Source organism: Psychrobacter sp. UBA6766 (assembly GCF_002453355.1).
In the GTDB taxonomy this organism is placed as follows: domain Bacteria; phylum Pseudomonadota; class Gammaproteobacteria; order Pseudomonadales; family Moraxellaceae; genus Psychrobacter.
Map to the genome: position 1 here is coordinate 16,963 of NZ_DKGQ01000039.1, position 14,147 is coordinate 31,109.

General features: G+C 41.7%; 14 protein-coding genes. 1 reads left to right on the forward strand and 13 read right to left on the reverse strand.

Features of this window, described 5'->3' with window-relative positions:
* Positions 1 to 8: 8 nt before the first annotated feature.
* The 9 genes from B4K26_RS08175 to B4K26_RS08215 all read right to left on the reverse strand — a co-directional run bounded on the left by B4K26_RS08175 (position 9) and on the right by B4K26_RS08215 (position 8,043).
* A complete protein-coding gene (locus B4K26_RS08175) occupies positions 9 to 2,105 on the reverse strand; it encodes a DUF3987 domain-containing protein (RefSeq protein ID WP_296244738.1) in 2,097 nt (698 codons plus the stop codon).
* The gene (locus B4K26_RS08180) at positions 2,102 to 2,284 is read right to left on the reverse strand and encodes a hypothetical protein (protein ID WP_296244740.1); all 183 of its coding nucleotides are present in this window, start codon (positions 2,282 to 2,284) and stop codon (positions 2,102 to 2,104) included. Before B4K26_RS08180 ends, B4K26_RS08175 begins: the two co-directional genes overlap by 4 nt.
* Positions 2,274 to 2,606 (reverse strand): hypothetical protein, encoded by a 333-nt coding sequence (locus B4K26_RS08185; RefSeq protein WP_296244742.1) that lies wholly within the window; start codon positions 2,604 to 2,606, stop codon positions 2,274 to 2,276. The genes B4K26_RS08180 and B4K26_RS08185 overlap by 11 nt, the downstream gene beginning before the upstream one ends.
* Before the next feature lie 122 nt (positions 2,607 to 2,728).
* On the reverse strand, positions 2,729 to 3,004 hold the full coding sequence (locus B4K26_RS08190) for a hypothetical protein (protein WP_296244745.1): 276 nt from the start codon (positions 3,002 to 3,004) through the stop codon (positions 2,729 to 2,731).
* A complete protein-coding gene (locus tag B4K26_RS08195) occupies positions 2,997 to 3,254 on the reverse strand; it encodes a helix-turn-helix domain-containing protein (protein WP_296244748.1) in 258 nt (85 codons plus the stop codon). Before B4K26_RS08195 ends, B4K26_RS08190 begins: the two co-directional genes overlap by 8 nt.
* 3 nt (positions 3,255 to 3,257) lie before the next feature.
* Positions 3,258 to 3,509: a helix-turn-helix transcriptional regulator gene (locus B4K26_RS08200; RefSeq protein ID WP_296244750.1), complete on the reverse strand. Its 252-nt coding sequence runs from the start codon at positions 3,507 to 3,509 to the stop codon at positions 3,258 to 3,260.
* A gap of 117 nt (positions 3,510 to 3,626) precedes the next feature.
* Positions 3,627 to 4,445, reverse strand: a complete 819-nt coding sequence (locus B4K26_RS08205) for a hypothetical protein (protein ID WP_296244752.1) — start codon at positions 4,443 to 4,445, stop codon at positions 3,627 to 3,629.
* A gap of 120 nt (positions 4,446 to 4,565) precedes the next feature.
* Positions 4,566 to 5,897 (reverse strand): tyrosine-type recombinase/integrase, encoded by a 1,332-nt coding sequence (locus tag B4K26_RS08210; RefSeq protein WP_296244753.1) that lies wholly within the window; start codon positions 5,895 to 5,897, stop codon positions 4,566 to 4,568.
* A 208-nt stretch (positions 5,898 to 6,105) separates the two neighbouring features.
* The gene (locus B4K26_RS08215) at positions 6,106 to 8,043 is read right to left on the reverse strand and encodes a TonB-dependent receptor domain-containing protein (RefSeq protein WP_296244754.1); all 1,938 of its coding nucleotides are present in this window, start codon (positions 8,041 to 8,043) and stop codon (positions 6,106 to 6,108) included.
* A gap of 378 nt (positions 8,044 to 8,421) precedes the next feature.
* Here B4K26_RS08215 and B4K26_RS08220 point away from each other — a divergent pair, with 378 nt between their 5' ends.
* Entirely contained in the window at positions 8,422 to 10,395 is a 1,974-nt protein-coding gene (locus B4K26_RS08220; RefSeq protein WP_296244755.1) for a mechanosensitive ion channel family protein, read from the forward strand.
* 40 nt (positions 10,396 to 10,435) lie between these two features.
* Here B4K26_RS08220 and B4K26_RS08225 read toward each other — a convergent pair whose 3' ends face one another.
* The 4 genes from B4K26_RS08225 to trpD all read right to left on the reverse strand — a co-directional run bounded on the left by B4K26_RS08225 (position 10,436) and on the right by trpD (position 14,145).
* A complete protein-coding gene (locus B4K26_RS08225; protein ID WP_296244756.1) occupies positions 10,436 to 11,068 on the reverse strand; it encodes a DNA-3-methyladenine glycosylase family protein in 633 nt (210 codons plus the stop codon).
* Between the two features lie 136 nt (positions 11,069 to 11,204).
* Positions 11,205 to 11,936 (reverse strand): Smr/MutS family protein, encoded by a 732-nt coding sequence (locus tag B4K26_RS08230; RefSeq protein WP_296244757.1) that lies wholly within the window; start codon positions 11,934 to 11,936, stop codon positions 11,205 to 11,207.
* Between the two features lie 63 nt (positions 11,937 to 11,999).
* On the reverse strand, positions 12,000 to 12,887 hold the full coding sequence (trpC, locus tag B4K26_RS08235; protein WP_296244758.1) for an indole-3-glycerol phosphate synthase TrpC: 888 nt from the start codon (positions 12,885 to 12,887) through the stop codon (positions 12,000 to 12,002).
* A gap of 118 nt (positions 12,888 to 13,005) precedes the next feature.
* Positions 13,006 to 14,145, reverse strand: coding sequence for an anthranilate phosphoribosyltransferase (gene trpD / locus B4K26_RS08240; protein ID WP_296244898.1), 1,140 nt, complete (start codon positions 14,143 to 14,145; stop codon positions 13,006 to 13,008).
* Between the last annotated feature and the right edge of the window lie 2 nt (positions 14,146 to 14,147).

Below are 14,147 nucleotides of genomic sequence, written 5' to 3' on the forward strand. Positions count from 1 at the left end.
ACTGGTCGCTAATCAGTAAGTAGCTTGGGATTAACATATACTAAGCGGCGGCGGCCCTCACTTTCTAACCTGATATGGCCCATGCTTTCAAGATCATCAAGTAAGAAGTTTAGCTTTTTACCTCTTAGCGCATTGGGTGCATGCTGGGTCACATAAGACTTATTTAATACCGCTGGGTTTTTGTCTTTAGCCTTGTCTATTAGCCAGTTGCTTAACTTCTCAATGTCGGGTTGTTCACCGGTTGGCGTTGCATCTTGATAGCGCAAGCGTTCGGCCGTTGAGTATTCCACCAACATAAAAGCCCGTTTAATGTCATCGGTAGTAATAGCCTTACGCTTATCAAAGAATGCTATCAATGTGGCTATGCGGCTGGCATTTTCTGCCATACGTGAGGCATACGCTTTTAAGTATTCCAGTGGCATGCTCTTAGCTTGTTGGTTCTCTATGGCCTGCATATGCTCATAGAATATTTGTTCTGTCTGCTTGTCCTGCCAGCGCATTTTATAGCGTTTGGGTGCTCCTTTGTCATCGGTGGGCGCGTTGCTGTCCACGGGGTCTAATAGGTCGCTGCATCTGCTCCAATAAGCTTGTAGGTCGCTGTCCATAAATGGGCTTTGCTGCCTACGCTCTATATCGTCCCATGTTCTATAACCTTGCAAGCTGTTAGGGCATGCAATCAAGGCCCTTGCTAAAAAGCCTTGCTGGTTCATCATGTCATCAGTTAAGGCCGGTTCTAAGATGATACGTTGAGCCATTAGCATAAGCGTCATACGCACGTTATAGGCTTTGGTGCGTGGGTTTGCATAAGCGTTCTTTTGTGATCGTGTCCGGTTCACTTCGCCGCCGCTGTAAAGGTCGGTAATGGCTGCCAGTGCGTTGCCGGCTGTGTCACCTTTCATTGTATGACCATTAAAGAATTGGGCCGCGTCATCAGTTGACCATGATGCGTCTGTTATTTCACCATTCACAAACTTATCGAGTACCGGCTCAATAGTGGCATCTTTGAATAGCCGCTCGGGGTTGTGGGGTGCTGGCTCGTTTGCTAAGTAGTCTTTGAGTTCTGCACCTTTTAGGCTGGCAATTTGCGCTTTGTGCTCATCATGCCTTGTTATATATTCCTCATATTGTTTTTGTTCATACTCTTTTATTTTATGGTGGCTTAAGTCCATTGCTTGCGTTTTGCCGCTGCCACTTTCACCCTCAGTAATTAAGATCAGGCTTGCCGGCATATGCTTATAGCCAAACGGCGCGTCAACGTGGGCCTGTCCCATGTGGGCTAATGCGCCTAAGATACATTGACCGGCCATAGCATCAGGTACTTGCTGATAGTAAGCTATTTTCTTAATAACCTTTTGTAGCAGTCCGTCCCATGCTTCTATTGGATAGCGTGTCGGTTTGCTGGGGTCACTTGATAGCGGTTCAGGTGTGGGCCATGCTATGGTTTTAAGGTCGATTATCTTTGTATCATCAAGGGCTAGTATGGCCTGATAAGTTAAGCCGCCATACTCTAAGTGCTCTAATACAGTGCGATCACTAGTAATAATGGCCCTCACGTTTGAGCCTATCAATGGTTTTATAAACTTGTCTTTAACGTCCGCTGTGGTCATGACTGTAACGGGTGCATCTTGTGAGAAATGCTTAACCATGTCATTAAATGACCAGTCATCACGGCTGGCTAGTATCGTTACCGGTTCACCTAACAAAAGATAAGACAGCTCTACGGCATCAGCTACATTATTAACGGCTATTCGTTCGTCTTTGCTGTCCATCGTGCCAATGATAAAAGCCGCCGTTTCAAAAGGATCAGTCACTATATAATCTTTAGGCTGTCCGTTTGGGGGCATACATAACAAGTTTACCGGCTCATAGTCTTTGTTATGCAATACTAGGCCCACCATGCCAGCGGTTGGTAGTATGTCACCTTGATTTACGGGTAAATTAACCTTAATATCTAGTAGTCTGTTAGGTTCTAAAATATCGTATAATTTTTTTAGCAGTTCGTCATCTTGTAGCGTTTCCGCCGTTGCTGGTTGATGTTCACCTAAAATGCTAACTAAGCCCGCCTTGCCGCGGGTTTTTTCTTGGCTGTCGGTTGGTGTGGTCATCGTTTGCCCTCCTTGCCGTCATCATCATATGAGTGCTGTATCTTGTCCGCTGCCCGTTTGATTTGATAGTAGCGGCCGCCTTGTGCATCTTTTCTTTTCTGCTCTTTACCATGCTTTGACTTTGCATAGGCAAGTTGAGCGTCCATAAAGGTTTTAGGGTTGTCATTATCAATAGGCACAAGCGTCCTCCTTGCCATAACCTGTCTGGGCTAATGGTTCGTTGATAATGTCCAGTTGGCTATAAAGCAGATTAATCCAAGTATCGGCGGCATCTTGTGACAGACGGGCCAATGCTATGGCGGCATGGGGTTCTATTTGACGGGTAGCGATAAGGTGTAGCAGTTGCCCTATGTCATGCAAAACAGTAGCAGCGCCGTTAATGTCACATGCAATATCGGACAGCATGATAGACGGCATTAAAATAACTTCGTCATCGTCTTGATTAGTAAGGTCTATAACCTTGCGCTGGCTCGTTTGGGTAGTTGTAATTGAGTTAAGCATTATTAGTGACCTCTAATTTTGTTATTGTTTTAATATTTACTGGTTCGCAAGCTGTAAGTAATAACATAAACAAGCCAACCATTAGCACCATATAAAATATAAAGCCTCGCTTAGATTGCTGATTATCGTTGTTCATCTCTTACGTCCTCTATGTTAAAAGCAATTTCTGCTATGCGTGTGGATAGCTCTTTGAGTGAATTTACTTGCCTACTGCCTGTAGGTAGTAAGCCGCCTAGCATCTTGGTTTCTAGCTCTGCTAATTGGGTCATGGTATTAATGATGGTCACATTAGCGTGTAAGGTAATGATTAACTGGTCTATAAAGTCATCAGTTATCATCAAAAAACCTTGCTCTTTTAATCTGTGCATTACCTCGTTGACTAATTCGTCATTACTCATGGGCGTTCACCTCATCAGCTTTATTAATAGCAGCTGTGTCTAGCCAATAGCGAGCAAAACGCTTGCCGTTCTCTTTAACCATTACACTTTTAACGGGCAGGCCTTTGCGCTTTAAGCCACCTATGCGTTGAGATAAAGCGGTGATATGGTACTCATGGATAGACTGCCATATATCAATAGTTTGACCTGTCATTAGATGGGCTTTGATAATTGCGGCTTGGGTCTTTGGGGGTTGCTGTGGGGTAGTCATGGCTTACACCTCACTAGCTGATTGTTGACTTTCAAGAAAGCGCAAAATATCGCTATTCCTAAACATTGGAATACCGTTTACATTGATAGGTTTGGGGAATTTGTTAGCTTTCCACCATCTGCGTAACGTTTGGTGGTGTAGTCCGATCAGTTCGGCTGTGGGCTGAATGCGTGAATAGCCTTGAGGGTTTAACGGGGTAGGTTGCTCATCTTTAACTTGGTTGCTGCTATTAATGATTGTATTGGTATGGGTCATAAGAACACCTGTTAGTTAATGGTTAGTAACAGATGTCATATTAGGATTATGATAGATAAGGTGGTAGATAGGCATTCTAGCAATCAGGGGGTAATTCTAGAATTTAGGGGATATTTATTACAAACTCTCACAATTAAAAGGGCTTAACTCGCTACGTATTCTTAATAATAGTTGTTTGCGCAATTTATTTTCAGGTGTTGAGTTGCCATAATCTGTATTCTTGTACCTCTCTAAAATAGCTGGCGGTACTTTATCGGATTTTTTAAGCCAGTTATCTACTTGATTAACTGTTAAGTTTAGATCAGGTAATAATTCAACTACCAATCCAGCTACTTGCTTGCGCAATAATAAGTTATCTTGCTTATCGTAACTCCATATCTTGTCTGCTAAAGGTAATGCTATTTTTTTCTTCTCCTCAGTATGCTTTTGTATAGGTGCGGATGTTCGTTTTTCTAACTCCTCATAAGATACATAACTATGATTTGCTAAAACAATCCCTAATGCGTTGCTAGACGATAAAAGATAATTCATAAACATATCTATCTTATTAAAGCTTAGGTATATTTCAGTAAAAGCCAATAAGATCGCTGTAAAAGTTAATTGCTCTGAGCCTAAACCTAAATGTTTGAAATATTTAGTTATAAGCTTACTCTTAACTATTGAAAGCAACTCTTTATCGTCATTAATATTAGGGTATAGCTCTAAGAATATCTTGAATATATCTATGCGCAATCTCATAAGTTCATTAGTGGTTTCTTTCACACATAGGCTTTTCTCTTTTGCAAGGTCATATAAGTGCCAACTGAAAGTGTCTGATACTCCATCAAAGTATTTAACTTGATCGTTATCGCCATAAGCTCTAAGTGCCGTATTAAAGTCCTCACTGTGTCTTATAACTTCAAGTAGTGTATTTATATTCTCGCACTTATTGTTCATTGCTCACACCTTTACACACCCTTTTATAAAATAAGGTGCAAGGCGGTGGCTGCTTTAAGGTGTGTAAATCGCTGCCGTTCGGTTAATTAGTCCTAGCCTTGCAATTCAGTCTAATGGTTATTAACCATGTTTTTGTTTGGCTGCTTTCTTGAAGTCTGCACGTATCACGTTATCAAACTTGCCAGCCTTAATATCGTCTAGGTAATTAGCCCATGCGGTCATCATATCTGCTCTTTGTTCTAAGCCTGCCATGCGGTTATATGCTGTGCCATAAGCGTTTAGCATGCGGTGGCCTAGTGCCAGTTCGGTTATCAATTCGTCATAGCCTAGTCGCTCCATCAGCATGGTTTTTGCGCTACTTCTAAAACCGTGTGGGCTGTGAATATCCTTATAACCTTGTTCGTTGTTCATTAGATCACTATTCAATACTTTGTTTATTGCTAGGGTATGGTGATAAGGCTCTTTTCTACGCCTTGTATTATGAAATACATAGTCGCTATCACCTGTAAGCTGCTTCATCTGCTCTAATATAGCAATGGCTTGCGGTGCTAGTGGTATAACAATGCTGGCCACCATATCGGCCCTGTTACCTGCTTTTTGTGGCTTAAATTCCCATTGTTTTTTAAACCAGTTAATATCTGCCCACCTCATAGCGCACATGTCACCAACTCGAACAAACGTTAATGCTAATAGCTGTAATACGCGCTTATTGTGTAGCTGGCTTGCATCGTCTAAGCAGTCAATATCTTTTAGCAGTTCGGCAAATTCTTTAGGGTCTGTTAGTGCTGCATGATGTTTTACTTTGTGATTAATAAGTGTCCCTTGTAGGTCGCTGGCTGGGTTGTACTCAATAATCATATGAGCCTTAGCAATCTGTAGAATACTTTTTAATATGGTTTTGACCTGTAAGCCTTTATATGAATATGTTTTTTGAATGTCTTTAATAAACTTAATGACGATACTAGGGCTAATATCTGTTACTTTCATATGTCCAAGCTGTTGTGCAATAACTTTAGTAGCATCTCTATGCCGTCTAATACTAGATTTGGATAAGTTTTTGCTGTTTTGAATTTCTAACCATTCGTTGATGAAATGATTTAAGGTATTTTGACGGTCTGTTATGTCTTTTTGCTTGGCATCGGCTCTATGCTCTATTGGGTCTATGTCTTTGGCTAATAGTTGCATATTGTCGCTATGGTATTGACGGGCATCGGAAAGGCTTAACGCTGGGTATTGTCCTAGCGTCATGTAAGGGCGTTTGCTAGTGATGGGGTGGGTGTAACGGTGTCTAAAATCGGCTGTAGCGTCTAGGCTCTCTTTATGCGGTCTTATACGTATCTCTAAGCCTTTATAGCCAGCTATAGGATAACTGATAGTCTTGCCAGCCTTAATAGTGTCTTTGATTGCCCGTTTGATTTGGGTATCGGTTGTTAAGTCTGTTTTGATGGTCATCTTATCACCTGCAAACTGGTAGCCATTTTGGTAGCCATTTAATTGGCTTTTTCACACTTGCACTAACGTTATCACAAGTGACATATTAGCACTAAAGGTATGTGAAATAAAGGCTTTGAGATTATCAGGTTTTATCATGCTTTATCAAAAAAGGCCATCGATGGATGACCTTGATTGTTCATTTGCGCTTCATTTGATTTGAGAGGAATTAGAACCAGTTATAGGTTAATGAGGTGAAGAAATTGGTGCCGTCGGTATTGTAACCTGGCAGCGTAATATATTGCTTATTAGTAATATTATTTAGACGGGCAGTCATTGTTAAGTTATCAGTCAATTGGTAATTACCACTGATATTCAACAAGCCATAGCTGTCAACACGTTGTTTATCAGTATTATCAATACTACTATAGTAATCATCTACATACTGATATTCAGTACGAATATCTAAGCTTGGTAAGCGATATCCGATGTAAACTAAACCCTTATGTTCAGGACGAATGGCAAGAAATTTACCGTCATTGAATTTACCACTATCATCTTTAGCTTGCTGATAATCATAACTTCCACCAAATAAGTAGCTATCAAAGACCCAGTCTGACGTTAAGGTTAAACCTTTAATTTTAGCTTTATCAACGTTTTCACTGCTACCGCCAGCATAGGTACCATCAATATCAAATATCGAAACGAAGCTAATTAAATCATCAACTTTATTATGATAGCCGGTTAGGCGTGTGGATTGAAGTCCAGTATTATACTCAATAAATGCCTCATAGTTATCGCTGGTTTCAGGTTTTAGATTAGGGTTGCCTGAATTTGGGTAATACAAGTCATTAAAAGTAGGGGCGCGAAAGCCTTTTGCATAATTAGCTCCTACACGAAATTCTGGAGTAAGATGATAGGCTGCCCCTAAGTTATAAGTCGTTTCACTATCAAAGTCAGAGTAATCATCATAACGTACATTAGCTTGGGCATCGATATTGTTATGCGAGACTAAATAGCCTAGGAAGCCGCTTTTTACTTTACGATCATTAGCATCATATACATTTGATTTTAGCTCTTGATTTAAATGTTCAGCACCTATAATAGCTTTACCAATAGGCAACGTCTGAGTTCTCACTAAGCTTATTTGTTGTTGATTATTATCATATTTACTACCATTGTTTACATCTGTTTCATAGGTGGTTGATTCATCAATGCTGTAGCCATAAGTGAATTTAGTACTGCTAGTGTCATCAGAATGCTCAAGATAGGCAGTAGCAGCTCCATTATTTTGTTCTGCAAAAGCATGCTTTAGGGCAGGCGCATTAGTAAGGTAGTCATCATAAGCGTCAATATCTGTAGTCGACTTTGAATAAAGTCCACTCAATCCAAATTTCAAGCTATCGCTAATCTTTTGACCAAATGAAATACTATAGTTGTCACTTTTAAACCCATCATCATCTGTTTGAGTGGGCAAACTACTTGGTAGTGTCGCATTAAATCCATCTGTTTCTTTACGATTGGCTGATAAGCTCAATGTTGTCCCTTTCTCACTAAGAAACTGAGCACTAGCACCATATAAGTCTTCGTTATGCGATCCTACACCAGCAGTTACTGATACATTACTTCTATCGACATTGGCGCCCTTAGTAAATACTTGGATAACACCGCCCATCGCATCTGAACCGTAGATACTTGAGCCTGAGGCACCGTATAAAATTTCAATACGGTCAATCTGATCTACAGGTAACAAACTGAGAGTAGCGCCGCCTGCACTCATTGAGCTATAACGTACACCATCGATAAGAACTAATATTTGGTTGTTATTGTAGCCACGCATATAAAAGTTTGATGTGGTGCCAGAACCACCGTTAGTGTAATGACTAATTCCTGGCTGGCGCTTAATTACATCAAGCGCACTTTGACCTTGAGAGCGTTGTAATTCTTCGCTATCGATCACCCGAGTTTGAGCGATGACATTACTGGCCTTAGTCGGTGTCCGCGTCGCCGTCACGACAATTTTATCAAGCTCAACTTGTGGCAGCTCGCTCTCATTGATAACGCTACTATCAACAGTCGCTGCTGTGGCACTCATAGCAAATCCGCCTAAAACACTTAAGATACATAACCGCAAATAGGTGGTCGAAGATGAACGTGATAAAGCCATATTGAATTCCAAAGTTGAATGACAAATTGAACAAAGTAAAAAGTTACAGAAGCGAGAGCCTAAAAGTAAAAAATTACAAAAGTTAATACGCTGATTACATGCGCTTATTATCTACAAAAGCAGCATACTTATAAACCAATTTGACCTAATATTTATTCAGCATACGCTGAGCGGCATTCATGATGAGGGGCTTTTCACTTTGGTTATTTGGTCGTTTTTAGTTCATTATATGGTCATCGATTAAAGTGAGGATAGGCTTTGTTAAGGATAGTAATAAAAATCTGCAATCGAACGCGTTGCTGTGATTAATAATTGCTATTATAGTGGCGTGTTTCATTTATTTTCTGTGCTGCCATCCCTAAAGCTAAGAGGTTTGTTTTGTCTATTCAGCGTTATCTGAGTGCTAATACCGCGCCACCTTCATCATTTTCATCTTTAAAAATAAAAGCGCCGCTCATGATAATGGTGTTTTTATTTGCTTTGATATTGATTGTATTAAGCGTCTTCTTCTCGCCTAGTGCGCTCGCTGCCGAAGCCAGTATATTAGGCGTGGGTGGTCAAACTGAAGAGGTGGCCAACACGTCGACACCTGATTCTTTTGGACGTGACACGCCGCGCCACACCGTGCAAGGGTTTATTAAGGCATTGGGCGATAACGACTACTTGTTGGCAAGCAATTATTTAAATTTATCAAAATCTGATAATCCAACCACCATTGTACGTCAATTTAAGCAGGCGCTAGATGCCGGCGGACGTTTCCAGCCTGATTTACAGATTAACAATACGCCTGAGGGTAATTTAAGCGATCAGCTGCCGCCAAGCCAAGAAAACGTCGGTGTGATTAACGTCGGTGATAAAAGCGTGCCGCTACTGCTTGAGAGAGTCGTCTCTAAACAAGGGGAGCAGTATTGGCAGTTTTCGAATGATACGCTGAGCTCAATACCAGAAGTAATAGAAAATTATCAGCCGACGCTGGTTTCTCGCTACACCATTGACTCACTAGAAGGTAAAAAGCTACTTGGCTATCAGATGGTGGATGTAGTTGCAGCACTAACCATTATTGTCAGTAGCTTTATCATGACGTACATTGTGGTTTGGTTGCTATACCATTTATTAAAACTGATTTATCCTCGTGTTCGAGGTGAGTCGTTACCTCTACCTAATAATGTGATATTGCCACTGACCGTCGTCATCACGGCGCTCATCCTATCCGAGGTGATGGTCTATGCTGGCATCTCAGTGACATTGCGTGAACCGATTAAACGCTTTACTGATATTGCGTCTTGGGTGGCGACAACATGGCTATTATTACGTGTAATCGATTCGATATTTACCCGCGCGGTCAATTTAAGTTATAAGAAAAATTATACAGAGCGCGTTTCTATCTTGGGTCTCATGCGTAAGGTAGTTAAAGCGCTGTTATTGATATTTGCGGTTATCGTCATTTTTGGTAATTTGGGTTTTGACTTAACCACAGGTATTGCTGCACTAGGGGTCGGTGGTTTAGCTTTGGCACTTGGTGCGCAAAAGACGATTGAGAACTTGGTCGGTAGTGTGGTGGTGGTAGCAGATTCACCTGTGCGCATCGGCGACTACTGTAGTTTTGGTAATCAAGCGGGAACGGTTATTGATATCGGTATTCGCTCATCACGGGTACGGACGCTGAATCGCACGATTGTTACTGTTCCTAATAGCGACTTTTCCTCAATGCAAATTGAGAACTATACCTCGCGTGATATGTTTCATTTTTTACATAACTTATATATCAAACGTAATGCCGATATTGACGTTGTCTTTAACATGGTCAAAAAATTGGATCAATTTTTGAATGACCACGAGCTGACTAATCAAGAATGGAACCAGGCCAATATTTTGGAGTTGCGTCAAGACTGCTACGTTGTCCAACTGCGCGCTTATATTAATGCCCTCGACACGATAGAATTTTATGGTAAACAAGATGCCTTATTGGTCGATGTATTAAACCTGGTTAAAAAATACGATGTTGAGCATGCGCTACCGACGCAGCAATTGATTGTCAATCAAGCCGAGCTTGAACCTCAGCCTAAGATAGAAACGGTGACTGAGGACAATAAAAACGAACCTACAGAAGATGCTTTAAGCGATGATCATAAAGCAGATAATGATGGGAATAACAATACTGATAATGAGCAAGAAGTCGTTAATTTAAATAAAAATGATGGTGGCTCCAAGAGTGATAAAGCAACCAATAGAGAAGCAGCATCAGCCGCTAAAAAGCAAAAAATGCTAAAACATAAAGGCCGTATATTAAAAAAAGGTAAGTTTAAACATACCAAAAAGAGATTCAGTTTTTCTATTTGGAATCAGCCTTAAAACGTCATTTAATAAACTTAATGAACGTTTGATTAAACAGTTAAACAGGTACAGCCGTTTTTTGACGTAAAAAACCATAATATTGCCAAAGTAGTAAGCTGGCAGCGCTACGGTGCGGTGACCAGTCTCGGGTCAGGTTTTTTAATTGTTTTGGCGTTGGGCGCTCTTTTAGCCCTAATAATTCCATCGCTGCTACTTTAATCGCTAAATCATCAACTGCCAGCACATCAGCGCGCTGTAACGAAAATAGCAGATACATCTCGGCTGTCCAGCGTCCAATGCCAACCACGGCAGTCAGAGTATCGATAACGTCGTCGTCGGGTAAGGTTGTTAAGGCAGCAAAATCTATATCGTGCTCGACCAGAGAGCGCGTATAACGAATTTTTTGCTTAGAGAGCCCCTGCGCCCGTAAATCCTCGTCTGTCGCTGCACGAATCGCTGATGGCGTTGTCAAGCCTGCCTCTACCAAGCGTTGCCAAATGCTGGCTGCCGCCGCGACTGATAACTGTTGCCCAACCATCGCTCTCATTATTTGCGTAAAGCCGCCCGCGTTATGGCGTAAATCAGGCATACCCATTTGCTCATAAACAGGCGCAAATTTTGGTTCGAGAGCAATCAAAGCGTTGATATGTGCTTTTAATTCTTGTTTATTTTCGATGATTTGTATATTCATAGAGAAATCACTTACTAAAAAATATGCAGCAAAATGATAGGAAGGTTTATCAAAGCGCGACTACAAAACGAGAGGGTAAATATTTGATATAAAAAAGGACTGCGTCATGGCAGTCCTTTTTTTTCGAACTATAATTTTATTCTTTATCAGTCTTGGTCTTTTTAAGTAGTACCAGTACCGCACCATTACCGCCATCTTTCGGCGGGGCAGAGCAAAATGCCAGTACTTCTGGCAGTTGACGTAACCAACCATTGACGCATGTCTTTAAAATGGCCTCAGAGCCTTTACCGTGGACGATTTTTACCACAGTTTCATTATTTTGCTTGGCTTGACTGAGCAGTTGGGTCATTGCCGCACGCGCTTCTTCGATGGTGCAACCATGAATATCTACCGCGTCATACCAGCGCAGTTTGCCTTGTTTTAATTGGGTGAAAATCTTGTTTTGTAGGGTGGGCTGCTTATACGATAAGTACGCTTCACCTGCGACAGGGTTTAATAGGGCTTGCATATCCGATAAACCTGCACCCAAATCATCTGCTTCACTACCTTGAGCGGCTGCGCGTTTTGAAAGCGTCGTGGCATCGAGTTTGCCAGTTTTTGAGGTATTGACGGGCGAGCGGACATTTTTATCTTCTAGTTTGCTGACGCCGTGCATCGCTTGCATAAATAGAACTTTATCGTCATCGACATGTTCGCTATCTAATTGCTTAACCGTTTTTTTGACTTGTTTTTGAGTCAAGAGTGAGACAGGTTCGGTTGGCTTTTCATTTTCACCTTCTGGTGAGTTGGTATCACGACCTTTACTCAATTGCCCTTTAAGCTCTTTTAATTGGTCTTGCATTTCTTTTGAAAACAGAGAGTTTGACATAATAGTTAACGTATCGTTGGTTGGTGAATGAGTGCTATCTTTTCTCGAATTATTTTAATTACTTTACTCGTCTACTGCGACGCCCGCAAGTAAGGATTGTAACGCTTGCCCCGGGTGATCGGTTTTCATAAACTGCTCACCGATCAAAAAGTGCTGAATATCGTTATTGAGCATCAAACGAATATCATCGCTGCTATGAATGCCGCTTTCAGTCACAATAATCGGTCGCTCTAGACTGTCATTTGGATTGGCAGCAAACGCATCATGCATCGCCAACTCACGCAGCAAGGTGTTTTTTAAATTAAGTGTTGTTTGTAAGTCTACATCAAAGGTATTTAAATCGCGATTATTAATGCCATAAATGTTGTGCTCTGAGTGTGGCAGCTGGAGCGCGCGCTCAAGCTCGCCTGCTGTATGAACTTCAATCAATACATCCATACCTAGCTCAATGCTTAGCGCATGCAGTTCTTGAACTTGCGTATCATCAAGGCAGGCCATAATCAGCAAGATGCAATCAGCGCCCATCAAGTAAGACTGATAAATCTGATACACATCAACCATAAAATCTTTGCGCAATATTGGCAAAATGCAAGATTCGCGGGCTTGAATTAAGTAGCTGTCATCACCTTGAAAATAATCTCGATCGGTTAACACCGACAGACAGCTTGCACCCGCTTGCTCGTATTGCTTAGCAAATAACACTGGGGCAAAGTTATGATTGATAATGCCTTTAGAAGGCGAGGCTTTTTTTATCTCTGCAATGATACCGATATCCGCGGCGCGCAAAGCATGAGCAAAACCGCGACGCGGCTGAGTATTGGCAGCAACTTGAGATTTTAATTTTTCAAGTGATAATGCCGTACGAGCAGCGGCAACCTCCTCATATTTGGTAGCAACAATACGCTGCAAAACTGAAGGAATCGCGGTATCTGATTTTATATGGGCGGTCATAGCAACATTCCATTATTTAGAGTAACAATTAGGCTAATAAATTAAGGCTGCATAAATAGCGGCAATTAATAGAGTTATGAGTAACGTATTTTTTCATTAATTCTAAGCGTTTAGCTTATTAAGCTTGGTCTGCTAATTGCTGCGTATACTTAGCTAATGTTTCAAGCTTAATTAAGGCCTCACCATTTTGGATGATTTTTTGTGCGCGGCTGACGCCATTTGGATAATTGCTGGTAAGACCCGCGGTATATATCGCTGCTCCAGCATTTAACGCAATCATATCACGAGCTTTTAGCACAGCGCGCTCATGAGTGTCTGTTCCTGATAAAGCAGCACGAATAAGTGCCAAACTTTGCTCTGGAGAATCTACATCAAGCCCAATCAGAGTTTGTGACTCGATGCCTGCATCTTCTGGCATCATCTCATAGACAGAGATTTCACCATCTTTTAACTCAGCTACTGTGGTCGAAGTCGCAAGGCTGATTTCATCCAAACCATCTTTGGCACCAACGACCATTACATGGCGCGCGCCCAGATTTTTCATGACTTTTGCTAAAGGCTCACATAACTGCGCGGTAAAAACGCCAATCACCAAATTTGGTGTGCCAGCCGGGTTGGTCAGTGGCCCCAAAATATTAAAAATAGTCCGTGATTTCAGCTCACGGCGTACCGGATTGGCGTAACGCATCGCGCTATGATGGTTGGGTGCAAATAAAAAGCCAATGCCTTGGTTTTCGATACATTGCTGTGCTTGCTCTGGTGTCAAAGAGAGGCTAATACCGGCTTGCTCAAGTAAGTCTGAACTGCCAGATTTGGTCGAAACGCCGCGGTTACCATGCTTAGCAACTTGCGCGCCCGCTGCGGCTGCGACCAATGCCGAAGCTGTCGATACGTTAAATAAATTAGCACCATCGCCACCAGTACCAACGATATCGACCATATAATGGCATTCTTTTGGGTTGATATTTGCTGCTAAGTCGCGCATTGCGCTCGCCGAAGCGGTGATTTCGTCGATGGATTCACCTTTCATCCGCAGACCCGTCAAGATCGCCCCCATCATGGCATCGCTACATCTGCCTTGCATGATGATGAGCATCACTTGATACATCTCATCAAAGGTCAAGTCAATATGTTGAAAAATCCTACCTAACGCGGTGGTTAGTAGCTTATGAATACTCTCATCTGACAACTGATTGATGCTTTCAGAATTTTGCAGGCTTTGGTTGCGCTGATTTAGCGTTGGTTTTTCATCCTGCATAG